Origin of the sequence: Leucobacter sp. PH1c (assembly GCF_000633415.1) — a bacterium.
In the GTDB taxonomy this organism is placed as follows: Bacteria; Actinomycetota; Actinomycetes; order Actinomycetales; family Microbacteriaceae; genus Leucobacter.
In genome coordinates, this window is record NZ_AYMV01000021.1 from 49,268 (window position 1) to 72,923 (window position 23,656).

The following is a 23,656-nucleotide window of genomic DNA, read 5'->3' on the forward strand; positions in this document are numbered from 1 at the left end:
TGCAGATTTCTCCGAGGGGAGGGGCGCGGACGAATGGCGCGCCACCCCAATGAACACGCGGGGAACCGCGGGGAACGCGCGGGATGCGCGCGGCGCGCACGTCGCCGTGTGACCAGGTGGGGAATCGGGGCTCCCGCGGTGCGCTAGTTTGTACATATGAGCCCCATTCCGAAGCGCACGGTCACCGTGCGGGCACCGGGGAAGATCAACGTCTACTTCCGCGTCGGTGCGCTGCAGGAGGACGGCTATCACGATGTCGCCTCGCTGTACCAGGCCGTCTCGCTCTTCGAGGAGGTCACGGCGACGGCCGCCGAGGGCTTCTCCGTGCGATTCACGGGTCCGATCGATTCGAGCGAACTCGCGACCGACGACACGAACCTCGCGATCGTCGCCGCGCGCCTCCTCGCCGAGCGCACGGGCTACGCGGGCGGCGTCGACCTCACCATCCTGAAGCGCGTGCCCATCGCGGGCGGCATGGGCGGCGGCTCGGCCGATGCCGCGGCCACCCTCGTGGCGTGCGATGAGCTCTGGGGCACGGGCCTCGGCCGGTCCGGCCTGCTGCCGCTCGCCGCGGAGCTCGGCGCCGACGTGCCGTTCGCGCTCGAGGGCGGCACGGCCGTCGGTACGGGGCGCGGCGACGAGCTCAGCCCCGCGCTCGCGAAGGGCTCGTTCCACTGGGTGCTCGCACTGTCCGATCTCGGGCTCAGCACCCCCGTTGTCTACGGAACGCTCGACCAGCACCGAGACACCTATGCGGGGGAGCTCGGGCCGCAGCCCGACCTCGTGAAGGTGGACACAGCGGTGCTGCAGGCCGTGCGCATCGGCGACGCCGATTCGCTCGCGGATGCGATGCACAACGACCTCCAGGTCGCCGCACTGAAGCTCGCCCCCGAACTCGTCGAGCTGCTCGAGCTCGGCGAATCGCGCGGCGCGCTCGCGGGGATCGTCTCGGGATCCGGCCCGACCGTCGCCTTCCTCGTCGAGGACGCGCAGTCCGCCGCCGAGCTGCGCAGCATGCTCGGGAAGCGCGGGATCCGCGCGCTCACCGTGACGGGCCCCGTCCATGGCGCGCGCGTGCTCGACGCGCAGTAGCGCTCGGCGGGAATAGGGTGCGCGCCTGGCCGGTTGCACCCGGTGTGAGTGAAACGATCCGCGTAGACATCTGGTCCGATATCGCCTGCCCGTGGTGCTACATCGGCAAGCACCGCTTCGAAGCCGGCGTCGCTGCCTTCACGGCCGAGCACCCCGACGTGGCGATCGAGGTGGAGAGCCACAGTTTCGAGCTCGCCCCGGACACGCCCCTCGATTTCCAAGGCAGTGAGATCGATTTCCTCGTGAAGCACAAGGGCATGCCCGAGGCGCAGGTCGAGCAGATGCTCGGGCAGATGACGGAGATGGCCGCGGCCGAGGGCATCACGTTCGACTTCTCGCGCGTGAAGCACGCGAACACCCGCCGCGCGCACCGCGTGCTGCACCTCGCGAAGGCGGAGGGTGTGCAGCCCGCCGTTCAGGAGCGGCTCTTCCGCGCCTACTTCGCGGAGGGGGCCGACATGTCGGATCCCGAGACGCTCGCCGCGCTCGGCGCCGAGGCCGGGCTGGATCCCGCCGCGGTGCGCGCCGCACTCGATGACGAGGCCCTCGGCGCGGCCGTGGACAGCGACATCACCCGCGCGCAGATGCTCGGCATCAGCGGCGTGCCCTTCTTCCTCCTCGACCAGAAGTACGGGGTCTCCGGCGCGCAGCCGGCGGACGCCTTCGCCGGAGTGCTCGCGCAGGTGCTCGAGCTCGGCCGCGCAGGCGAGCCCGCAGACGCCGACGCCTGATCCTTCACCCCTCCACGAAAGGAACGCCCATGAGCGAGACGACGAACACCCCGACCGCGGCCGCCGACACCGCAGCCGACACGAACCCGGCCGCGGGGCTCGAGAGCGCCGTGAGCTTCGCGGACGCGGAGACGCGCGAGATCCTCAACCTCCTCGGCGACAGTGAGGCAGGCGGCTCCTGCTGCGGCGGGTCCTGCTGCGTCTAAGCGCACCGCGGGATCCCGGCGACGGCTGATCCGGATCCTGCGCGGTGACGGTGCGCCCCGTTGGGGCGTTGCCTGACCCGGCCGGTGCGCTGGATCATTCCGCGCACCGAGCCGGGCCGGTTCAGCGCGCCTGTACGCCGAACAGCCCGGAGCCGTAGCGCGTGAGCACCCGGTAGGCGTCCCCGAACGTCTCGGGCGGATTCCGTTTCTCGGCCTCGGTGCCGTACTCGTGCAGGAGCAAGCCGATGAGGCCGCGCGCGGGCGGGCTGAGCGGACGGTCGGACTCGAGCTCGGCCGGGTGTGCCTCCGGGTTCGGAGGCACGTAGGCCGGTACCGGCTGCGGCCAGTCCGCGGCGTGCCGGGGCACGGCGCGATTGAACGCGCCGAGGAGCGTGCGTGCGCCGTGGTCGCGCCGCGTGAGCGACTCGATCCCGAATCGCTCGGACAGGGTCGCCGCGAGTGCGCCGTGGTGCATCTCCTCGGAGAACACGCTGCCGCGCTCGGTGTGCGCGGAGACGATGATCGCGGGCACCCGGCACCCGAGCCGGTCGAAGCCGAAGCCCATCTCCCCGGCTCCGGAGTCATCGGGCGGGGGCGCCGCAGGCGGCGGCACGTGGTCGTAGGTGCCCCCGTGCTCGTCGAAGGTGATGAGCAGCGCGGTGTTCAGGTAGTTCGAGCCCTCGGCCGCGGTCGAATCGCGGATTGCGGAGTAGACCTCGTGGATGAGCGCGTCGCCCGCCCGCGCGTCCGAGATCGCGCCGGAGACGACCCTCTCGCCGTCCACCGTGCTCTCGCGGAGCGGCCCCACTGGCGGGTGGAAGTCGTTGTGGTTGAAGATCATCCGCGGCTCGATGAAGGCGTACTCGGGAAGCGTGCCCGCCGCGACGTCGGCGTGGAACTGCGCCATCGTGGCGAACCGCTCCGTTCGCCAGTACTTGCGCAGTACGGGCGCGTGCAGGATCCCCGTGAACGAGACGAGCTGGAGCTCGTCGAAGTAGATGCGCCAGCTCAGGCCGCGCTCCTCGAGCCGCGTGAACACCGTCGGCGTCGGCGCCGCATCGAGCCACTTGCCGTAGCCGCCGCCCAGCATGTTCGTCACGAAGCCATGCGAGGTCGAGGCGTGGAAGAAGCTGCGGTTGCAGAACGTCTGGCTGGGGACACCGCAGAACCAGTGGTCGTACACGCCGAACTCGCGCGCGAGGGTCGAGAGCACGGGCAGCATCTCGGGGGAGAAGGAGCCCATGATCCGCTCCCGCGCGCGCGGCGTGATCGGCTCCCCGGTGCGGGTGCGGAAGTCCGTTTCGTAGTCGAGCACGAAGCCGTCCATGGTGGCCGGGGTCCCGGGGTCCGGCGCGTGGAACGGCGCCGTGAGATCGGCGAGGTCCTTCCCGCGGTTGTGCGGATCGATCCGGCCGAACAGCTGCGTGTTGACGTGCGGGTACTCCTCGCCGGGATCGGGATCCGGGCTGCTCATGATCTCGTCCGTCGTACCCGTGTACACGTGGGCGGGCACGACCGTGCCGTCCTCCGCGGTGTTCGCGTGCGTGCCGAAGGCGAGCCCCGCGAAGCGGCCGCCCGGGGGCGGCGCGTCGGGCGAGTAGAGGAAGCCGAGCAGGTTGTCGAAGGAGCGGTTCTCGCCCATCACGACGACGAGGTGATCGAATCCCGGTTCCTTCCGGGGGCGGGGGACCGAGAACCGCTCGGGGATGTAGGGCGCCCCGGGATCCGGCGCGGTGGCCGCCGCGGTGATGGCGGCCCCCGCTGCGCCGCCCGCAGCGAGGCCCGCCGCGAGCATCCCGCCGGTGCGGAGGAAGCCGCGCCGGCTGGTGAGCTGAGGTTCCGACGGCTGCGCTCGATCGTTCGGGCCGCGTCCTTCCGACGCCGACGCCGACGCCGACTCCGACTCGGACTCCGATTCGGGCGTGGGACTCATGAGCCCTCCTCAGCGTTCGGCGGCGTGGTCGCGCCGCAGGTGTCGTTCGCGGGCGCTCCGGCCCAGCGGTCCAGGGTCCAGCTCACGAGCTCGGGGGTGAGCGGCGAGTCCGCGGCGACGAGGGAGAGGTGATCGAGCCCCGGGTAGGTGCGGAAATCGAGGGGGACTCCCGCGGCGCACCGCCCCGCGACCCACTGCTCCTGCTGGGCCGGCTGGACGAGCGGATCGGCGAGCCCCTGCGCGACGAGCACGGGGGCCGGGAACGGGCCGGTCGGCGTCTGCGCGCGCAGCGTACGCCCGAACTCGCCCGCGAGCACCCGGTCGGGGAAGATCTGGCTGGGCACCTGCGTGCCGCGCAGGATCGCGGCGAGCGCGTCCTGGCCGTTGAAGCAGAGCTGGCTGATCTTCGCGACGCCGCCGGCGGAGCCCGGGGTGAGCTCGTCCGCGAGGCCGAGCTCCGGGAAGATCTCGTCCCAGGTCGCGGCGATGTACGCGGAGACGGTCTTGCCCGCCGCCTCGTTCTTCGTCACCTCCGCGAGGCCGTACAGGTTCGCGGCCGGGGCGAATGCGGCGATCCCGGCGATCTCGAGCTCGGGGGCGTAATCGGGGGCGATCTGCCCGGTCCAGAGCGAGCCCTGCCCGCCCTGCGAGTGCCCCCAGACCACCGTCTTCGCGGGGAGACGGAGCCCGTCGAGTTCCCGGGCCGCGCGCGTCGCGTCGAGCACGTTGCGGCCCTCGGCGGAGCCGATGAGGTAGGGGTGTGGGCCCGCCGTGCCGAGGCCGATGTAGTCGGAGGTGACCGCGGCCCAGCCGTGCTCGGTGACGAGCGTGCTGAGCGCCGCGCCCGCTCCGTCCGCGAAGGGCGTCGCGCTGAGCGAGGGCGCGCACTTCGGCGCCACGCCGGTGGTCCCGTGGGCCACGGAGAGGAGCGGAAGCGGCGCATCGCCGCGCTGCGCGGGCGCGACGACGGTGCCGCTCGACACGGCAGGCTCGCCCGCGACCCCCGTGGTCGTGTAGAGGATGCGCCACGCCTCGGCCCCGCGCGGTACGCCCGTCGTGAGCGGCTCCGAGCGGATCAGACGGCCGGGCTCCGAGGGTACGGCGGACGGCGGGGTGTAGAACGCGCCGGGTTCGGGCAGGGGCACGCCGCCGAGCGCCCAGCCGGTGCCGAGCGCGAGCGCGAGCGATGCGACGAGCGCGAGGGAGGCACCGAGCGCGCGGCCCCAGCGGGCGACGCGGCCGCGGGGCCGGGAACGCGGCACCGGAGTGGCCGCCGGATCCGCCGCAGGATCGGGCACCAGAGCCGCCGCAGGATCGGGCACCAGAGTCCCCGCCGGATCGGGTGCCGGATCGGATGCGTGAACGGATGCCGCCTCGGCGCGTGCGGAGCGTCGAGAGTCGCCGAGCAGCGCGAGCAGCAGCGCGAGTCCCTGGAAGACGAGGAACGCTCCGACGCCGAGCCGGAACACGGTGAGGGTGAGCACGGGCCACGAGAGCGCGACGACGCCGAGCACGATGCCCGCGAGCGCCGCGATGACGCTCGTCACCCGCGCCTCGCCGCGGCCGAGCACCGCCTGCACCGCGCGGAGCAGTCCGTGCGCGACGAGCGCGATCCCCACGACGAGCGCGAGCCCCGGCGCGCTCGCACCCGGCCAGAGCGCGACGACCGCGCCCGCGACAATGCTCGCCGCGCCGAGCACGCGCGCGGGGAGGCGGAGGGCCGCGTCCGGTGCGGGGAGGAGCAGGGCGCCGAGCCCGAGCACCGCGACGCCGAGCCCCGTCGCCACGGCGGTCTGCTGCGGCGTGAGCGGGGCGAGGATGAGGGCAACGCCGAGGCCGACCGCCGCGAGCGCGATGACGGCGCGGGCGGGCCCCGCGAGCGGCGCGAGGGCGGTGAGGATCCTGATCCGGATGGGCACGGTCTGCCTCTCTGCAGTGGGAGCTCTCTGAGCCCGGGGTCATGAGCCGCCTGCGGCGACGCTTCCAGCGTAGTCCGGGGGAGCGGCGCGGTCGATGGGGCGGAACTGAACTACGCTGGAGGGGTTATGGCACATCTTCTCGGGGCTGAAGCCCTCCATCTCGAAGTTCCGACCAAGACCGTGTTCGACTCGGTCACGCTCGGCGTCGCCGAGGGCGACCGCATCGGCATCGTCGGCCGCAACGGCGACGGCAAGTCCAGCCTGCTCATGATGCTCGCGGGGCGCCGCGAGCCCGACAGCGGGCAGGTCACGATGCGCGGCGGCACGACGATCGGAGTGCTCGATCAGGCCGACGCCTTCGCGGACGGCGAGACGGTGGGCCACGCCATCGTGGGCGACCGCGAGGAGTACGAGTGGGCGGGGGACCCGCGCACGCGCGAGGTGATCTCAGGCCTCGTCTCGGACCTGCCGTGGGACGCCCCCGTCGACGCGCTCTCGGGCGGGCAGCGGCGGCGCGTGGCACTCGCGCGGCTGCTCTCCGGGGAGTACGACGTGCTCTTCCTCGACGAGCCGACGAACCACCTCGACGTCGAGGGCATCGCCTGGCTCGCCGATCATCTCAAGCGGCGCTGGCCCCGCGGCCAGGGCGCGCTCCTCGTCGTCACGCACGACCGCTGGTTCCTCGACGAGGTCTGCTCGACCACGTGGGAGGTGCACGACCGCATCGTCGAACCGTTCGAGGGCGGGTACGCCGCCTACATCCTGCAGCGCGTCGAGCGCGACCGGCAAGCCGCCACGATCGAGCAGAAGCGCCAGAACCTCGCGCGCAAGGAGCTCGCCTGGCTGCGTCGCGGCGCCCCCGCGCGGACCTCGAAGCCGAAGTTCCGCATCGACGCGGCGAACGAGCTGATCGCCGACGTCCCGGAGATCCGGGATCGGGTCTCGTTGCAATCGATGGCGGTCGCACGCCTCGGCAAGGAGGTCGTCAACCTCCTCGACGCCGGCGTGAGCTACGGGGACCGGGTAATCCTCGAGGACGTCGAGTGGCGCCTCGCCCCGGGCGAGCGCACGGGCATCCTGGGGGTGAACGGCGCGGGCAAGTCGACGCTGCTCGGCCTCATCTCCGGCACCACGGAGCCGACGCGCGGCACCGTGAAGCGCGGTTCGACCGTGAAGGTCGCGACGCTCACGCAGCGCCTCGACGAGCTCGAGGAGCACCTCACGGAGCCCGTCCGCACCGTGATCGGCCGCCTGCGCACGAGCTTCACGGTGGGGAGCGGGTCGAAGGCGCAGGAGCTCACCCCCGGGCAGCTGCTCGAGCGCATGGGCTTCACGAGCGCGCAGCTCTCCACCCCGGTGAAGGACCTCTCCGGCGGGCAGAAGCGCCGCCTCCAGCTGCTCCTCATCCTGCTCGACCAGCCGAACGTGCTCATCCTCGACGAGCCGACGAACGATCTCGACACCGACATGCTCGCGGCGATGGAGGATCTGCTCGACTCGTGGCCGGGCACGCTCATCGTCGTGTCGCACGACCGCTACTTCCTCGAGCGGGTCACCGATCAGCAGTACGCGATCTTCGATCGGCGGCTGCGGCACTTGCCCGGCGGCGTGGACCAGTACCTGGAGCTGCGCGGCGCGGAGGAGGCGGCGAAACGCGATGCGGCCGCGGGGACGCCGGCCCGTGTGGCCGGGGGATCCGGAACCGCGGCGGGCGCCGCGCCCGCCGCGCCGAAGCTGAGCGGTTCCGAGCTGCGCGCAGCGCAGAAGGAGCTCTCCGCCGTGGAGCGGAAGATGGAGAAGCTGCAGCAGCAGATCGTGAAGGACCGGGATCGGCTCGCGACGCTCGACCAGAGCGACTACGGGCTGCTCAACGCCGAGATGACGAAGATCACCGCGCTCGAGGCCGAGGTGAGCGAGCTCGAGGAGCAGTGGCTCGAGCTCTCCGAGGAGATCGGCTAGCCGGGGCGTCGGGCGGGGGAGCGCGTATGCACGTCGGGGCATTCCGCGCTCGGTAGTGTGGGGCAAGCGATCGGCACCTGCCTGTGGCTCCATCAGCACCCGGCGGGTGCGCAACGGAAGCGGGTGCCCTCGTGCCAGCAGCCTCCCCATTCCCGATCCAGGGCCTCGGCCCGCTGCGTCCCACTCGCGCCGGCCGGGCGGAGTTCCCACCGATCGCCCGGGCGTACACCCGCGTGTCGGAGGTCGTCCGCGAGTCCGGGCTTCTGCGCCGCGCGCACGGGTTCTACGCCGCGGTCGGCGCCGCGATCCTGCTCGCGCTCGGCGGCGCGATCGCCGGCTTCGTGCTGCTCGGCGACAGCTGGTTCCAGCTGCTCATCGCGGCGGCGCTCGGGATCATCTTCACGCAGATCGCGTTCCTCGCGCACGAGGCGGCCCACCGGCAGATCCTCGCGCGGGGGCCGCAGAACGACCGGCTCGCGCGCGTGCTCGCGGGCTCGATCGGCATGAGCTACGCCTGGTGGGACGCGAAGCACACGCGCCACCACGCGAACCCGAACCGGGTGGGGAAGGACCCGGATATCGAGGTAGACACCATCTCGTTCCTCGAGGAGGACGCCGTGCTGGCCCGCGGCCTGCGCGGCTGGATCACCCGGCGGCAGGGGTGGCTGTTCTTCCCGCTCCTGACGCTCGAGGGGATCAACCTGCACTGGCAGAGCCTCCGCTACCTGTGCCAGCGGGGGCCCGTGCGCGGCCGCTGGATCGAGCTCGCGATCATCCTCGCGCGCTCCGCCGCGGTCTTCGTGCCGGTCTTCCTGTTCCTGCCGCTCGGGCTGGCCTGCGCGTTCGTCGGCGTCCAGCTCGCCGTGTTCGGCGTCTACATGGGTGCCTCGTTCGCGCCCAACCACAAGGGGATGCCCGTCATCGCCCACGACGCGAAGCTCGACTTCTTCTCGAAGCAGGTGCGCACCTCGCGAAACATCCGTGGTGGGTGGTGGGCCACCTGGCTCATGGGCGGGCTCAACTACCAGGTCGAGCACCACCTCTTCCCGAGCATGGCCCGCCCCTACCTGGCGCGTGCGCGCACCATCGTGCGCGAGCACTGCGCCACGCTCGGCGTACCGTACACCGAGACCTCTCTCGCGAACTCGTACCGGATCGTGATCGAGTACCTGAACCGGGTGGGGCTCGCCGCCCGCGACCCGTTCGACTGCCCCGTGACGGCGCAGTACCGCCGGGCGTAGCCGCGCCGAGCGGCCCGGCGGCCCGGCGGCCCGTCCGCCTCGGGGTACCACTGCGCAACTGTGCACAGCGGTGCAGGGTTCCGGAGCGCGGCCCGCTCCTGTTCCCGGTGCGTTCACCGGAGCGACACCGGACCACCCCCTGCGACTGGATGAATGAGTGAGCACCTCGGTGCATTCCCCACTCGAAAGGACATCCATGTTGCACGCCCACCGCTCGTCGCCGCAGCCCGCCTGCCGCGCGGCGCGCACGAGCCGCACCCTGCGCGCCGGTACGGTCGCCGCGCTCACCGCGTTCACGCTGCTGATCCCCGCGCTGCCCGCCGCCGCCGTCGAGCAGGCGCCCGCCGCCGGTGCGGCGCAGGCGATGACGCAGCAGCGCATCGACGCCGCGAACGACGCCTACAACGGCGCGGACGCGCAGCTCGAGTTCATCACCATGTCGGACACGGAACTCGGCGGCACGGCGACCGCCGACAAGACCTCCGAACAGGTCGCCTACGAGGGGGCCGCACGCCACTTCGAGAGCATCCGCGCCTGGGCGGACTCGAAGGGCTTCGATCCGCAGGTCGTCGTCGACAACGGCGACGTCGTAGGCGCGAACGATCCCGAGTACTCGGCCCATCTCGCCGGGGACAGCGAGAAGGTGGCGGGGTGGTACCGCGCCATCGAGCGCGTGTTCCGCGAGAACTTCCCCGACGCGCAGGTGCTGCTCACGCAGGGCAACCACGACATCGCCGACCTCATGGGGAAGACGATCGCGGAGGCCCGCGCCGAGCGCGCTCCCGCGGGCGCCCCCGAGTGGTTCTATCCGAGCGCCGACACGGGCTACGTCTCGAACTTCCACACCACCGTCGCGGGGATCGACTTCATCGGGCTCGACTACAACGGGACGCACACCTTCGGGTACACGGGCCAGCGCACGGGCTACCAGGACTACCTGCGCACGACGCTCGCGGAGATCGCCGCGCAGCCCGACTACGATCCGGCGAAGCCGATCTTCGTCTCGATCCACAGCGGCTACGCCGGCACCTCGCTCGGCGGCCCCTTCCACGGCGACTACGACATGGCGGGCCCCGAGCTGCAGCGGATCCTCGCCGAGTACCCGCAGGCCGTCCTCGGTTCCGCGCACACGCACTTCTCCTCGAACCCGGAGACGAGCATCTACCAGAAGGACTTCACGGTCTACGAGAACGCCTCGATGAACTACATCTACCAGGATGTGCCGAGCGACTTCATCGGGGGCGGGTACTTCGGGGGCAACCAGGGCGACGCGGAGCGCGGCACCCCGCAGAAGAGCGCGAACTTCGTCTCGGTGCTGGAGACCGGCGAGACCGTGATCCGCCGCTTCGATGTGACCCACCAGCGCTGGATCGGCATGCCGTGGGTGGTCGACACGACGCAGGGCACCGCGGGCTTCACCTACACCGCGGATCAGCGCAGCACCGTCGCCCCCTGGTGGGACGCGGCGGCCGTGCGCGCCGCCGATGTGACCGAGACGTCGCTGACGCTCGGCTTCGACCAGGCGAAGGACGACGAGCTCGTGAACTACTACGAGGTCGCGATCGCGGACGCCGCGGGGAAGCCCGTCGCCTTCACCGCGAATCAGGTCCCTGATTTCGGCGGCAACGCCGCGAAGTCGGTGACCGGCAGCTTCAAGGCCTACTCGCGCTTCTACATGACGCCGAACACGATGGACTTCGCGATCGCGGGGCTTGAGGCGGCGAAGAACTACACCGTCACGGTCACCGCGTTCGACGACTTCCAGAACCGCTCGGAGCCGCTCGTCGGTACCGTCCGCACCGCGGGCACGCTTGAGTTCCCCGAGTTCCCGGATGCGCCGGTCGAGGCGCCGGGAGGCGAGTTCCTGAACCTCGCCTTCGAGGGCGACCTGAACGACACCGGCGCGGCGTCGGCGGCGGCGCCCGCGGCCCAGCCGGTGGGCTCGGTCAGCTACGTCGATACTGACCGCTCCGGGGCCGAGGGCCAGGCGGTGCGCATCGGCGCCGGGGCCGGCAGCTACGTGGATCTCGGCTCCCGTCCCGAGTTCGATCTCGGCACGGACCAGGACCTGACCATCAGCTTCTGGACCAAGGTGACCGGTGTAAGCGGCTACGGCGCGATCATCAGCAACAAGAACTGGGCGAACTGGTACCGCTCGGGCATCAACCTCGCGCCGCAGGGCGGGGACACGAGCAAGCTGGAGTTCACCCTCGGCGACGGCACCAACGGGGTGTATGCGACGGGTGACGTTGCCGACTACCGGAATGCGTGGCACCACATGGCCCTCACGGTCGACCGCGAGCGGAACGTCGCCGGCGTCTACCTGGATGGACAGCTGACGAAGGAGACGAGCATCGCCGGTGTCGGGAGCATGACCAGCGGCCTCAACATGCTCGTGGGCGTGGACGGCGGCAAGAGCTACGGCGCTGGCCTCGACATGGACGATCTCAAGATGTGGAGCTCGGCGCTCACCGCCGAGGAGATCGCCGGGCTGTTCGCCGCCGACGACGCGAGTGCTGAGACGAACGCGCTCGCGCGGGCCGTGGACTACGCGACCGAGCTCATGGCGGCGAACGCGGTCGCGGCCGAGAACGGCCGAGTCTTCGACGCCGCGCTCGGCGACGCGCTCGCCGCAGCCGCCGCCGAGAGCGCCGAGCTCGTGGCGAGCAGCGCGCCGAGCAAGGACGCGCTGCGCAGCAGCTTCGGCGTGCTCAAGAGCGCGGTGGGCGCGGTCGAGGCGCAGCCCGTGCGCTTCGCCTACGCGGTGTCGGCCGAGGGCGGCACAGCGACCCCGAGCGAGGGCGTTGCCGAGCAGGGCGGCGAGATCCGGCTGGCGCTCGCTCCCGCGGCGGGCTTCCAGATCGCCGACTCCGAGGTGACGGCATCGGGCGTCGAGAGCTTCGCGATCGAGGGCGAAGAGCTCGTGCTCCGCGGCGTCGAGGGCAGGGTGCTCGCCTCGGTCGCCTTCGCTGTAGCGGAGGACGAGACCGGCGGTGAGAACGGCGGGAACACCGGCGGTGAGAACGGCGGGAACACCGGCGGCAACACCGGTGGAGAGAACGGCGGCACGTCGGACGGCGGGACCGGCGGCAGCGCCGAGTCGGGCAGTGCGGGCTCCCGCCCGGGCGCCGGGGGAGCGCTCGCCGCGACGGGCGGCGCGCCGGCGACGAGCTGGGCGCTCGCGGGCGGGGCCGCTGCGCTCCTCGCGGCAGCGGCCGGGGTCTTCGGCCTGCGTCGCGCGCGTCGCCAGTAGCCTTCCGCGGGACGGGGCCGCACCGATCATCGATCGGTGCGGCCCCGTTGCGTGTCCGGTGCGGCGTCACGGCCCCGGACGGTGACGGTGCTGCCGTGCGGGCTACCAGCCGCGCTCGGCGAGGCGGTGCGGCGCGGGCAGCTCGGACACCGTGATCCCGACCATTGCGGGCCCGAGCCCTCGGGACGCCGCTGCGACCGCGTCCGCGTCGGCGAAGCTGCGGGTGGCGGCGACGATCGCGGCAGCGCGGCGTTCGGGGTCACCACTCGTGAAGATCCCCGAACCGACGAACACCCCCTCCGCGCCGAGCTGCATCATCATGGCGGCATCCGCGGGCGTGGCGATACCGCCCGCGGTGAGGAGCGGCACGGGGAGGCGACCGGACGCGGCGACCTCGCGCACGAGCTCGAGCGGCGCCTGCAGCTCCTTCGCCTCGACGAAGAGCTCGGCGTCGTCGAGGCCGCGCAGGCGTGCGATCTCGGTCCGGATGGTGCGGAGGTGGCGGGTGGCCTCGGACACGTCGCCCGTTCCGGCCTCGCCCTTGGAACGGATCATCGCGGCGCCCTCGGCGATCCGGCGGAGCGCCTCGCCGAGCGTCGTTGCCCCGCACACGAAGGGGGCGCGGAAGGCGCGCTTGTCGATGTGGTGTGCGAAGTCGGCCGGGCTGAGCACCTCCGACTCGTCGATGAAGTCGATGCCGAGCGCGTCGAGGATCTGCGCCTCGACGAAGTGACCGATCCGCGCCTTCGCCATGACGGGGATCGAGACGGCGGCCTGAATGCTCGCGATGAGCTCGGGATCACTCATCCGCGCGACGCCGCCCTGCGCGCGGATGTCCGCCGGCACGCGTTCGAGCGCCATGACGGCGATGGCGCCGGCGCCCTCCGCGATGCGCGCCTGTTCCGGGGTGACGACGTCCATGATGACGCCGCCGAGGAGGTGATCGGCGAGGCCGCGGCGCACGCCGGAGAGCGAGTCGGTCTGGGGGGTCTGAGGCTGTGTTGCAGTCATGAGTGCCAGCCTGGCCGAGAATATTGGTTCCCCACAAGATCCACTTCTTGCAAATATCAATGGACCACGCGGTGAGAAGCGATCCTTGCAATGCAATCATTTGCGCAAGTGATTGAATATTGGTACAGTGATGCTGCGCTTCGTTCGGTGAGGCTCTTGCGTGAACACAGGCCACTGATCTGACGACATCGAGAGATGCCCAAGATCAGGACAGGCGCCCTCGGATTAAGGGGGCGTCCCAAGTGGCTGCCACAGGATTACGTCACGCAATGCCGAAGCTCTGACATGGAAGCGCGGTCCCTGAGTCGACGGTTCCGTCGTCGGCTCCACTCTGCGTGCCGTGAGAGGAAACAGCGCTATGCCCGCAGCGATCATCGAACCCATTCTGTTCTGGCAGGTCCATCAGCCGCTCCTGCCGAGGCCGGCGACTCCGGCGGCGCCCGGTGCGCCCCGCTCGCCGGCCCCATCTCCTGCCCCTCCCGCGGAACCCGGGGCGCCGCCCGCCCCCGCGGGCGAGGTGTGGCGCAGCCAGCCCTTCGCCCGGGCGGCCCAGCCCGGAGCCGCGCGGCGCCGGGCCACGCGCTACGAGAAGTTCACCACCCGGATCGTCGTGGTGAGCAGCGTGCTCACGCTGGGCGTCACCGCCAGCCTGCACGTCGTCAACTACGACCTCGAGACGAAGACCTCGTCCACTTCCGGCACCCACAGCGGCTTCTACAAGGAAGACGAGTAGACCGGCTTCGGCCGGCGCTCGGGAAAGCACACAGCATGTACACGATTGAAGAACAGATCGCCCGCTTCGGGCGGATCGAGCGCCTGAGTGGCGGGCGCTGGATCCGGCTCGTCGGCGATGACCCTCAGCTCGTCGCTCAGGTCGAGGAGGAGACCGGGATCCCGCTTCCCGCCGCGGGCACGCTTGCGTTCGCCGCGGATGGCGAGGTGACGCACCTCGCGCTCGGCACGGTCGAGCACGACCACCTCTCCTACTCGGAGACGCGCATCGCGATCGCCGTGGGTGCGGAGACCGTGGTCACGGTCGAACCGCTGCGCGGCTGCGCGCCGCTGGATCTCGCGGTGACCCGCATGGAGCGCGATGGGCGCGACGACGACCGCCCCGTGGAGATCGCCGCGAGCATCCTCCAGGCGATCGCCGACACGACCGACGAACTCGTGAGCAGCCTCAGCGACGGCACCGAGCACATGATGACGCAGACGAGCGCGATCCTGCGCAGCCTCGAGACGAAGAAGGCCCGCGAATTCGGCGTGAGCGACGTGACCACCACGCAGCAGGAGCTCGCCGATATGGAGGAGCTCCTCTCGCACTGTATGGAGCACCAGCTCGTGCTCGCAGAGGCCGCACGTCACCTGCGCGGCCACCTGCGCGGGCGCGACGGGGAGGGGCGCACCGACCTCGGGCGGCTGATCGAGGACATCGAGGCGATCGAGCCGCACATCGACTTCGTGCACGACCGCGTGCGGCTGCTGCAGCAGACGAACAACCTCGCACTCAACGTCAAGCAGAACCAGATCATCAAGGTGTTCTCCGTCGTCACGGCGGTGTTCCTCCCCGTGATGCTGCTCTCGACCTACTACAGCATGAACTTCGAGTACATGCCGATCCTCAGCTGGGACCTCGCGGAGCCCGCGATCATCGTGCTCAGTTTCGTGTTCGCCATGCTGCCGCTCATCTACGTGCGCCGACGCGGCTGGCTGCGCTGATCGCGGCGCGCCGATCCCACTCACTCCATCGACCTCAGGAAGACCCGACATGACGAACCAGAACCCCCAGCACACCCAGCCCGCACCCGACCGCCGCACCGCGCCGCTCGCGTGGAGCTCGCGCCTCGAACTCACCACGCTCGGCACGGGGGAGCCCGCGCCCGGCCAGGCTCCCGGCGGCTCGGCCGAGGACCGCCGCCCGCGCACCTCGAAGATCGAAAAGGAGATCATCTGGGCCGTGGTCGTGCTCTACGCAGGGATTATCGCCTGCTTCGCCGGCCTCCACCTCTACGGCGTCGCCCTCGGCTAGACCGTCCCGCACCAGCTTCCCGTCGCGCCTCCGCGCGACCCACACACGAAAGGTGACGCGCATGTACGATCACACCGCGCCCCTCCCCATTCCGGGAGCGGAAACCGCTCCCGCGGCGACCCGCTCGGATACCGCCCTGCCGCGCAGCGGCTGGCTCCGCGTCCGTGCCTCGGATCGCACGCTGCTCGCCGACATCCACGCGCAGCTCGGCCTCGACCTCGCGCGCCGGGTGCCCCACCCCGTGGACGAGCACGGCTTCGCGCTCCTGCCGCTCGAACTGCCCCTGCCGTTCGCGGCCGGGCCGACCGGGGCGAGCACGGTCTTCACGAGCGCGGCGATCCTCATCGCCGTGAGTGACGAACTCCTCATCACGGTCGAGCCGGATCGACCCGTCCCGGCCCTCGCCGCCGCCCAAGCCCGGGTCGGCACGCTGCCCGCAACGGCGAGCAGCCGGGACGCCCTCCTCGTGATCATCGAGGGGCTGAACGACGCGATGCAGGGCACCGTGAATCAGATCTCGCTCGTGCTGAACGATCTCGCCGACGAGGCGGTCGACAGCAGCGGCGGCTTCAAGCTCGAGGGGCGCCAGGTCGGCGTCGCCGACATCGCCCAGACCGCGGTGTCGCTCGGCGGCGCGGAGGAGCTCATCGCCCGAGCGGTGCAGGGCCAGCTCATGCTCGAGCGCGCCGCGCGGCGGATGCGCCGATCGAGCGCGCACGCGGAGCGCGAGTACTCGACCCTGCTCTCCGACGTGCAGGGCGGGCGCAGGCACGCCCGCTTCCAGCACGCGAAGGTGCGGAACATCCAGCAGTCGCTCATGACGACGCTCGATCTGAAACAGAACCAGATCATCAAGGTGTTTACGGTCGTCACCGCGGTGTTCACGCCGCCCACCCTGATCGCGGCCTACTACGGCCAGAACTTCGCGAACATGCCGGAGCTCGCGCTGCCCTGGGGCGAGTGGTTCGTCATGGCCACCACGGCGATCTTCGCACTCGTACCACTCTGGTACATCAAGAAGAAGGGCTGGCTCCGATGATGCTGCAGCGGATCTCCCAGCGGGGCTGGACCCGGCTGTTCCTCGCGGATCCCGGCGACGCCGAGCTTGCGGAGCGCACGATGGGTCCCGCCACTGCGACCGAGCAGCGCATCCCGCTCCGCTTCGTCACGGTCGACCGTTGGGGCGCGCAGCTCGCCGAGGTGACCGTGGTGCTGCGGGGCGACGAGCTCATCACCTGCGAACCGGGCGACGGGCTTCCCCTGCTGCAGGACGTCGCCGCGCGCCTGCTCTGGCAGGACCCGGGCGAGGCCGATGCGCTGCGCGCGGGCGCCGAGATTGTGCGGGCGGGCTTCGGGGCGAGCGCCGCGAGCCTCACGCGCATCGAGTCGGAGATCCGCGGGGTGCGCCTCGCGGTCTCCGACCTCGAGGCCGAGCGCGGGCCGGAGCACGGGATCAGCGTGAGCGACCTGCCGCGCGTGAGCGAGCAGCTCGTCGACATCGACGCGGTGCTCTCGCACGTCGCCGCAGCCGTCTCCCGGCTCGGCCAGTTCGCGCGCCTGCTGCGCCGCGAGGCGGCCGTGCGGGCGGCGGACGAGCGCGCCGAGTTCGACGCGCTGATCCAGCAGGGCGATGCGCTCGCCACGCGCCTCGAGTTCCTCGTGGACCGGCACCGATTCCACTCCCGGGGCACGGCGCAGCGCATCTCCACGAGCGACTTGAACATCGTGAAGATCTTCACGGTGCTCTGGGCCATCTTGATCCCGGGCACCACGCTCATCAACTGGTACGGCCAGAACTTCGAGTTCATGCCCGAGCTGAGCTGGGACCTCTCCGCGTGGATCCAGATCGCCGGAGTGTTCTGCCTCGCGGTGCTGCCGATCTCCACCGTGAAGCGGGCGGGGCAGCTGCGCTAGTGCGGCGCTCCTCCCGGGTGCCGGCCCGGATCCTCGCGGGGATCCGGGCCGGCGTCGTCCGTGAGGAGCTGCGTGAAGCCAGCCGCGAGCTCGCCGAGCACGAACTCCTCCGTGTCGGCGTCGTAGTCGTAGAGCTCGCCGAAGCGGCCCCAGTCGATCGCGAGCTCCAGCTGCCGCTGCGCGTCGTCCGGACCGAATCCGCGCGCGAGCAGGTCCCGGAAGAAGTCCGCGCGCAGCGCGCCCTCGGCACTGTGCTCGAGCGCGCGCACGATCGTGCGGACGAGGGGAGCATGCTCGGCCGCGAGCGCCCCGAAGCGCGTCTTGCTCTCGGCGATGCCCGCGCCGTGCCATTCCCAGCCCGGCTCGGTGAGGAAGGCCTGTGCGCCCTCGACCTCCAGGAAGCGCAGCATCCGGCCCGCGTCGACGAGCGGGAGTAGATCGTCCACGTCGAAGGAGAGCTCGTCGGCGAGATCCGGGAGGTCGGCCTGGCCGTCGTGGGCGACGACGATCTCGATGAGGCCGGCGAGCCCGCCCGCCGTCGCGGCGGGGAGCGGGTGGGTGAGCGGCCCGGGCGGCCCGGTCTCGGCTCCCGCTGCGGCCGGCCTCCCGGTGAGCTCGGCGTACAGCGCATCGACGGCGGCCGCGAATGTGGGGCTGCGCCGGTCGCGCGGCCGGGGGAGCGGGAGCGGGAGCTCCGCGGCGATCGTCGCCGGGCTGCCGTCGAGCACGAGCACGCGGTCGGCGAGGAGCACCGCCTCCTCGATGTTGTGGGTCACGATGCAGATGGCGCCCGCGGGTGCGGCCTCGGCGCCCCACACCTCGAGCAGCTCGCCGCGCAGGTGCTCCGCGGTGAGCACGTCGAGCGCCGAGAACGGCTCGTCCATGAGCAGCACGTCGGGGCGCTGCACGAACGCGCGCGCGAAGCCCACGCGCTGCTGCATGCCGCCCGAGAGCTCCCGTGGGTAGGCGCGCTCGAAGCCGTCGAGCCCGATGGCGTCGATCGCGGCCCGCGCGCGGGTGCGCCGCTCGGCGCGCGGGAGCCCGCTCGCGCTGAGCCCGAGCTCGACGTTGTCGAGGACGCTGAGCCAGGGCATGAGGGCGAACGACTGGAAGACCATCGCCGTGTCCGGGTTCGCCCCGGTGAGCGGGCCGCCGCGCGCGACCGCTCGGCCCGTCGTGGGGCGCGCGAGGCCCGCGAGGACGCGGAGCAGCGTCGACTTCCCGGAGCCGGAGCGACCGAGCAGCGCGACGATCTCGCCGCGGCGGAGCGTGAGCGACACGTCTCGGAGCACGTCGAGCTCGGCGCCGTCGGCGCCGGGGAAGGTCATGCCGACCCGCTCGGCGCTGAGGAGCACCTCGCCGGGTGCGCCGGGTGAGCCGGGTGCCCCGGGCGAGCCGGGAGCGCCGGGCGCGCCGGGCGCCTGCGGCGCAGCGGGGGTGCGGGGATCCTCGGTCATGCGGGCTCCTGACGGGTGACGGGGCGGGGACGGTGGTGCGGTTTTTCAGCCGAGCGCATAGCGGCGCTCCGCGAGGGCGTACAGGGGCCGCCAGAGCAGGCGGTTGAGGGCGACGACGAACGCGCTCATCACGAGGACGCCGACGAGCACGCGCGCGAAATCGCCCGCGGCCGTCGCCTCCGCGATGGCGGAGCCGAGGCCGCGCGCCGTGAGCGTTTCGCCCCCGTAGCTCACCACCTCGGCCACGATCGACGCGTTCCAGGCGCCGCCGGCCGCCGTGAGCGCGCCCGTGACCCACGCGGGGAAGAGCGCGGGCGCGTAGAGTCGGCGCCAGCGGGCGACGGTGCCGAGGCGGAGGCTGGAAGCGGCCTCGCGGAGGTCGTGCGGGATCGCCGCGGCGCCCGCGATCGCGTTGAAGAGCAGGTACCACTGCGCGCCGAGCGCCATGAGCGCGATGCCGCCGATGTCGAGGCTGATCCCGGTCGCGAACAGCGCGAGCGCCGCGAACGGGAACAGGAAGTTCGCCGGGAAGCTCGCCAGCACCTGCACGATCGGCTGCGCCACCCGGGTGACGCGGGGGTGCAGCCCGATCCACAGCCCGATGGGCACCCACACGAGCGTGCCGAGCACGAGGAGCACGAGCACGCGGGCGAAGGTGAGGAGGCCGAGCCCGCCCGCGACGGCGAACTCGGCGAGCCCGGTCTCGCGGGAGATCGCCACGAGCAGGGCGAGCGTCCCGCAGACGAGCGCGAGCCCGAGGAGGAGCGCGCCCGCGGTGCGCCACCCCCGCGCGACGCCCGGCGGGCGCTCCGCGCTGCCGGCCCGTGCGCGGCGCCGCCTGCGTGAGCGCCAGGCGCGCGCCGCGCGCTCCAGCCCCTCGCGCACGGGGGCGATGGCCCGGGCGAGCAGCTGCGGCGCGGAGGAGCGGCGCAGCAGGTCGAGCACGACGCTCCGCTGCGGCTCCGCGGAGCCCGAGACGCCCGTGCGGAACCGCTCGGCCCAGGCCGTGAGCGGACGCCAGAAGCCGATGTTCACCGCGAGGATCAGCGCCACCATGACCCCGATCGCGAGGGCGAGGCGCCCCGGCTCGGCCTGCTCTGCCGCGGTCGCGGCGTAGGCGCCGATCCCGGGGAGCGCGTACCGCTGCGTCTGCACCGTGATCACCTCGGACGCGAGGAGGAAGAACCACCCGCCCCCGAAACTCATCATCCCGTTCCAGACCAGGGGGAACGCGCCGTGCGGCGCGTCGAGCCGCCAGAAGCGCTGCCAGCGGGTGAGCCCGAGCGATCGGCACGCCTCGTCGAGGTCGCGGGGCTGCGTGATGAGCGACTGGTAGAAGGCGAACGTCATGTTCCACACCTGGCTCGTGAAGATCGCGAACACCGCGGCGCACTCGAGGCCGAGGATCGAGCCAGGGAAGAGGGCGAGCCAGAGGCCGACCGTCACGGACAGGAAGCCGAGCACGGGGATCGACTGGAGCACGTCGAGCAGGGGAAGGAGCACTCGGCCGAGCCGGGGGAGGCGGGCCGCAGCGGTCGCCACGACGAACGCGAAGAGCGTCGACAGGCCGAGCGCGACGAACATCCGGAGCAGCGAGCGGCCCGCGTAGCTCGGCAGCATGCGCGGGTCGGTCGAGACGCGATCGGGGGCGGTGGCCGGATCGAAGCCCGCGCCGAGCTCGCGGGTGAGTTCGAGGAGTAGCCACAGGAGGATCGCGACGGCGACGAACACGGCGAGATCGGCGAGCAGGCGGTCGCGCGTGCGCAGCGCCGCCTCGTGCGCGCTGAACGTCGCGGGGGTGGCCGCCATGCGCACACCTCCTCGCCGGTGCCGTCGACCCGGCGCCCGCGGAGGTGCCGCGGGCGCGCCCCCGCCAGCATAACGAGAATACGCGCCTACTTGCGCAAGTCTCAGAACACGGGATCATAGAGGTATGGATGATCACCCAGCGCCCGCCGTGACCGCCGCGCAGCTCGCCGCGGCCGCCGGCACCTTTGACATGCTCTCGACCCCCAACCGCCTGCACCTCGTGTGGCTGCTCGCCTCGGGGGAGTACGACGTGTCGACGCTGGCCGAGCGCTCGGGCGCGGCCGTTCCGGCCACGAGCCAGCACCTCGCAAAGCTGCGCGCTGCCGGGATCGTCGCTGCGCGCCGCGACGGACGGCGGCAGCTGTACCGGGTCGAGGATCCGCACATCCTCGCCGTGGTGGCGCAGATGTTCAGCCACATCGCCCCCGACGGGACGATCGCGGGCGAGTCCGACGAGCGGCGCCCGCCGCGGGCCCCCCGCTTCGCGGAGCACGCGGGTCACACGGTGGCCGAGGCAGCCGAGGCAGCTGAGGCCCCCGCAGCTGCGGCCCCCGCGGTCGCGGGGAACGGCTAGGAGTCGCCGCCGGGCAGGATCTCGAGGAGCGCCGCCGAGCCCATGCCCCAGCCCACGCACATGCTGACGACGGCGTAGCGCGCGCCGCGGCGTCGGCCCTCGCGCAGGGCGTGGCCGACCATGCGCGCACCGCTCATGCCGTAGGGGTGGCCGATCGAGATCGCCCCGCCGTTCACGTTCAGCCGCTCGTCGGGGATCCCGAGCTGGTCGCGGCAGGCCACGAGCTGCGCGGCGAACGCCTCGTTGATCTCCCACAGCTCGATGTCGTCGATCCGGAGCCCGTGGTCCGCGAGGAGCGCCGGGATCGCGAGCGTCGGGCCGAGCCCCATCTCCTCGGGCGCGAGCCCCACGGAGCGCATGCCGCGGAAGACGCCGAGCGGTTCGAGCCCGCGGCGGCTCGCCTCGCGCTCCGACATCAGCACCGCGGCGGCCGCGCCGTCGGAGAGCTGCGACGAGTTGCCCGCGGTGACGGTCGAGTCGCCGCCGAGCACGGGCGCGAGGCCCGCGAGGCCCGCGGCGGTCGTGCCCGGTCGATTGCACTCGTCCTGGGCGAGGAGCACGGTGTCCTCCTGCTCGGCCCCGCTCGCGCGGTCCACGATCCGCTGCACCGCGGTGATCGGGACGATCTCCTCGGTGAAGACACCGGCCTCCTGCGCCGCGGCCGTGCGCCGCTGGCTAAGGAGGGCGTAGGCGTCCTGCGCCTCGCGGCTCACCCCTGCCCGGCGGGCGACGTGATCCGCCGTCTCGATCATGGTGCGGTAATAGCCGTCGCGCACGCCGGCCACGCGGAAGGCGTGATCGTTCCAGTGCCCGTTCTGCACGAGCGAGACGCTGTCGACGCCGCCCGCGAGAGCGATCCGCGCCTCGCCGACCCGGATCTGGTTCGCCGCCGTGGCGATCGCGCTGAGCCCGGATGCGCACTGCCGATCGATCGTCGCGGCGGGCACGGCATCGGGAAGGCCTGCGGCGAACACGGTGTGGCGGGCGACGTTGACGGCGGCCGAGCCCTGGGTGAGGGCGCAGCCGAGCGTGAAGTCCTCGATCTCCGCGCCGGCGAGCCCGGCGCGCTCGACGGCGGCGCGCACGGCGTGGCCCGCGAGCACGGGCACCTGCGTGGTGTTCAACGAACCGCGGAACGCCTTCCCGATGGGGGTGCGGGCGGCCGCGACGATGACGGCGGTCTCGGTCATGATCAGATTCCTTCCAAGCCGCACCAGTCGGCGATGAACAGCGCCGTGGCCTGCGTGACCCGGCGGACGGACTCCAGGTCGACGCGCTCGTCGAAACCGTGGATGGACTCGGCGCGCGGGCCGTAGACGAGCGCGGGGGTGCGTGCGTAGAGGCCGAAGAAGCGCGCGTCGGTGGTCGCGGTGATCGCCTCGTGCTCGAGCGGCTCGCCCGCTACCTCCTGGTGGGCCGCCGCGAGCGCCGACGTCGCCTCGGCCGCCGCGGGCCGGCGGTCGTCGGCGAGCGCGTAGCCCTCCGCGGCGAAGCCGAAGTAGGTGATCTCGGGGAGGCTCCCGGCCAGGAACGGGTGCTCGGCCGCGGCCGAGCGGATGGTCTCCTCGATCGCTGCGCGGAGCTCGCTGAGGTCCTCGCCCGGGAAGACCCCCATGCGCGCCTCGAAGGTGCACCACGCGGGCACCGAGCTCGCCCAGTCGCCGCCGACGATCTTCCCGATGTTGAGGTTCAGGGCGTGCGTGTGCTCCGCGAACTCGGGGTGACGGCGCTCGGGAGCATTGCGCTGGGCTTCGAGCTCGTGCAGCGCCGCGACGAGCGGGAACGCCGCCTCGATCGCGTTCGCGCCGCTCCCGGCGTACGCCACGTGCGTCGGGCGGCCGCGCAAGTGCACCTGGAACCAGAGCACGCCGACCTGGGCCGAGACGAGATGCTCGCTGAACGGCTCGGAGATGAGCGCCGCGTCGGCGCGGTAGCCGCGCTGGAGGCAGGCGAGGGCGCCGTTGCCGGTGCACTCCTCCTCGACCACGGACTGGTAAAACACGTCGGCCGCGGGCTGCTGCCCGAGCGAGCGGAGCGCGGCGAGCGCGAACAGGTTGGAGGCGAGCCCCGCCTTCATGTCTCCGCCGCCGCGGCCGGAGAGCCAGCCGTCGGAGATCTCGGGGGAGAACGGGTCGTGCGCCCACATGTCGCGGGGTCCGGTCGGGACGACGTCGACGTGCCCGTTCAGGATCAGACTGCGGCCCGATCCGCTGCGGCTGCGCAGCGCGCCGACGACGTTCGGGGCATCCGCGTCCGGCGACTCGACCGGCGAGTAGCCGGGCAGCCCGGCGATGTCTTCGGTGCGCACGTCCCACCGGTCGACCGCGAAGCCGCGCTCTTCGAGCTCGCCCGCGATGAAGTCCTGCGCCGAGCGCTCGGCGCCGCGCAGCGAGGGATGGCGCACGAGCTCGGCGAGAAAGTCGACTTCCTCGTCGAAGAGCCGGTCGACGGCGGAGCGGATGGTGGCTGGGGTGAGATCCACGGGGGTTCCTTCCGGGAGGGGGCGTGGCGGGGCTGAGTGAGAAGTG

The 23,656-nt window shown here is 72.1% G+C and carries 19 protein-coding genes and 1 riboswitch; of the genes, 12 read left to right on the forward strand and 7 right to left on the reverse strand.

The features are described from left to right. The first annotated feature begins 156 nt into the window (after window positions 1-156). Genes U874_RS0107795 through U874_RS15530 form a run of 3 tightly spaced genes read left to right on the forward strand, consistent with a single transcriptional unit; the run spans window position 157 to window position 2,029 of the window. Window positions 157-1,092, forward strand: coding sequence for a 4-(cytidine 5'-diphospho)-2-C-methyl-D-erythritol kinase (locus U874_RS0107795; protein WP_025133980.1), 936 nt, complete (start codon window positions 157-159; stop codon window positions 1,090-1,092). A 44-nt stretch (window positions 1,093-1,136) separates the two neighbouring features. Beyond that, window positions 1,137-1,823, forward strand: a complete 687-nt coding sequence (locus U874_RS0107800) for a DsbA family protein (protein WP_025133981.1) — start codon at window positions 1,137-1,139, stop codon at window positions 1,821-1,823. Window positions 1,824-1,852: 29 nt separating this feature from the next. Beyond that, the gene (locus U874_RS15530; RefSeq protein ID WP_157834232.1) at window positions 1,853-2,029 is read left to right on the forward strand and encodes a hypothetical protein; all 177 of its coding nucleotides are present in this window, start codon (window positions 1,853-1,855) and stop codon (window positions 2,027-2,029) included. Between the two features lie 121 nt (window positions 2,030-2,150). Here U874_RS15530 and U874_RS0107810 read toward each other — a convergent pair whose 3' ends face one another. Then, window positions 2,151-3,962 (reverse strand): alkaline phosphatase family protein, encoded by a 1,812-nt coding sequence (locus U874_RS0107810; RefSeq protein WP_025133982.1) that lies wholly within the window; start codon window positions 3,960-3,962, stop codon window positions 2,151-2,153. After that, on the reverse strand, window positions 3,959-5,881 hold the full coding sequence (locus U874_RS0107815) for a lipase family protein (RefSeq protein WP_025133983.1): 1,923 nt from the start codon (window positions 5,879-5,881) through the stop codon (window positions 3,959-3,961). Before U874_RS0107815 ends, U874_RS0107810 begins: the two co-directional genes overlap by 4 nt. A 126-nt stretch (window positions 5,882-6,007) precedes the next feature. Here U874_RS0107815 and U874_RS0107820 point away from each other — a divergent pair, with 126 nt between their 5' ends. The 3 genes from U874_RS0107820 (at window position 6,008) to U874_RS0107830 (ending at window position 12,334) form a co-directional block, all read left to right on the forward strand. Beyond that, window positions 6,008-7,840: an ABC-F family ATP-binding cassette domain-containing protein gene (locus tag U874_RS0107820; protein ID WP_025133984.1), complete on the forward strand. Its 1,833-nt coding sequence runs from the start codon at window positions 6,008-6,010 to the stop codon at window positions 7,838-7,840. Window positions 7,841-7,971: 131 nt separating this feature from the next. Further along, window positions 7,972-9,081, forward strand: a complete 1,110-nt coding sequence (locus U874_RS0107825; RefSeq protein ID WP_029987958.1) for an acyl-CoA desaturase — start codon at window positions 7,972-7,974, stop codon at window positions 9,079-9,081. A 196-nt stretch (window positions 9,082-9,277) separates the two neighbouring features. Further along, entirely contained in the window at window positions 9,278-12,334 is a 3,057-nt protein-coding gene (locus U874_RS0107830; RefSeq protein ID WP_025133985.1) for a LamG domain-containing protein, read from the forward strand. 102 nt (window positions 12,335-12,436) lie between these two features. On the opposite strand, the gene pdxS is transcribed toward U874_RS0107830, so the two are convergent. Continuing rightward, a complete protein-coding gene (gene pdxS, locus U874_RS0107835; protein WP_025133986.1) occupies window positions 12,437-13,345 on the reverse strand; it encodes a pyridoxal 5'-phosphate synthase lyase subunit PdxS in 909 nt (302 codons plus the stop codon). A 132-nt stretch (window positions 13,346-13,477) separates the two neighbouring features. Then, window positions 13,478-13,643: riboswitch (M-box (ykoK) riboswitch) on the forward strand. 60 nt (window positions 13,644-13,703) lie between these two features. Between pdxS and U874_RS15535 the strand changes: the two genes are divergently transcribed. The 5 genes from U874_RS15535 to U874_RS14765 all read left to right on the forward strand — a co-directional run bounded on the left by U874_RS15535 (window position 13,704) and on the right by U874_RS14765 (window position 17,288). Continuing rightward, entirely contained in the window at window positions 13,704-14,078 is a 375-nt protein-coding gene (locus tag U874_RS15535; RefSeq protein ID WP_157834233.1) for a hypothetical protein, read from the forward strand. A gap of 35 nt (window positions 14,079-14,113) precedes the next feature. Next, window positions 14,114-15,064, forward strand: a complete 951-nt coding sequence (locus tag U874_RS15360; RefSeq protein WP_025133988.1) for a CorA family divalent cation transporter — start codon at window positions 14,114-14,116, stop codon at window positions 15,062-15,064. Window positions 15,065-15,113: 49 nt separating this feature from the next. Next, window positions 15,114-15,374, forward strand: a complete 261-nt coding sequence (locus U874_RS0107850) for a hypothetical protein (protein WP_025133989.1) — start codon at window positions 15,114-15,116, stop codon at window positions 15,372-15,374. A 61-nt stretch (window positions 15,375-15,435) separates the two neighbouring features. Further along, a complete protein-coding gene (locus U874_RS0107855; RefSeq protein WP_025133990.1) occupies window positions 15,436-16,413 on the forward strand; it encodes a CorA family divalent cation transporter in 978 nt (325 codons plus the stop codon). Beyond that, window positions 16,410-17,288, forward strand: coding sequence for a CorA family divalent cation transporter (locus tag U874_RS14765; protein ID WP_025133991.1), 879 nt, complete (start codon window positions 16,410-16,412; stop codon window positions 17,286-17,288). The genes U874_RS0107855 and U874_RS14765 overlap by 4 nt, the downstream gene beginning before the upstream one ends. Here U874_RS14765 and U874_RS0107865 read toward each other — a convergent pair. Beyond that, window positions 17,285-18,745 (reverse strand): nitrate/sulfonate/bicarbonate ABC transporter ATP-binding protein, encoded by a 1,461-nt coding sequence (locus tag U874_RS0107865; protein WP_025133992.1) that lies wholly within the window; start codon window positions 18,743-18,745, stop codon window positions 17,285-17,287. The genes U874_RS14765 and U874_RS0107865 overlap by 4 nt on opposite strands. A 45-nt stretch (window positions 18,746-18,790) precedes the next feature. Beyond that, complete coding sequence (locus U874_RS0107875; protein WP_025133993.1) at window positions 18,791-20,554, reverse strand: ABC transporter permease subunit; 1,764 nt, start codon at window positions 20,552-20,554, stop codon at window positions 18,791-18,793. Window positions 20,555-20,678: 124 nt separating this feature from the next. Between U874_RS0107875 and U874_RS0107880 the strand changes: the two genes are divergently transcribed. Next, window positions 20,679-21,128, forward strand: a complete 450-nt coding sequence (locus tag U874_RS0107880) for a metalloregulator ArsR/SmtB family transcription factor (protein ID WP_025133994.1) — start codon at window positions 20,679-20,681, stop codon at window positions 21,126-21,128. Here U874_RS0107880 and U874_RS0107885 read toward each other — a convergent pair. Beyond that, entirely contained in the window at window positions 21,125-22,318 is a 1,194-nt protein-coding gene (locus tag U874_RS0107885) for a thiolase family protein (RefSeq protein WP_025133995.1), read from the reverse strand. The genes U874_RS0107880 and U874_RS0107885 overlap by 4 nt on opposite strands. Before the next feature lie 2 nt (window positions 22,319-22,320). Then, the gene (locus U874_RS0107890; protein ID WP_029987968.1) at window positions 22,321-23,610 is read right to left on the reverse strand and encodes an ArgE/DapE family deacylase; all 1,290 of its coding nucleotides are present in this window, start codon (window positions 23,608-23,610) and stop codon (window positions 22,321-22,323) included. Window positions 23,611-23,656 lie beyond the last annotated feature (46 nt).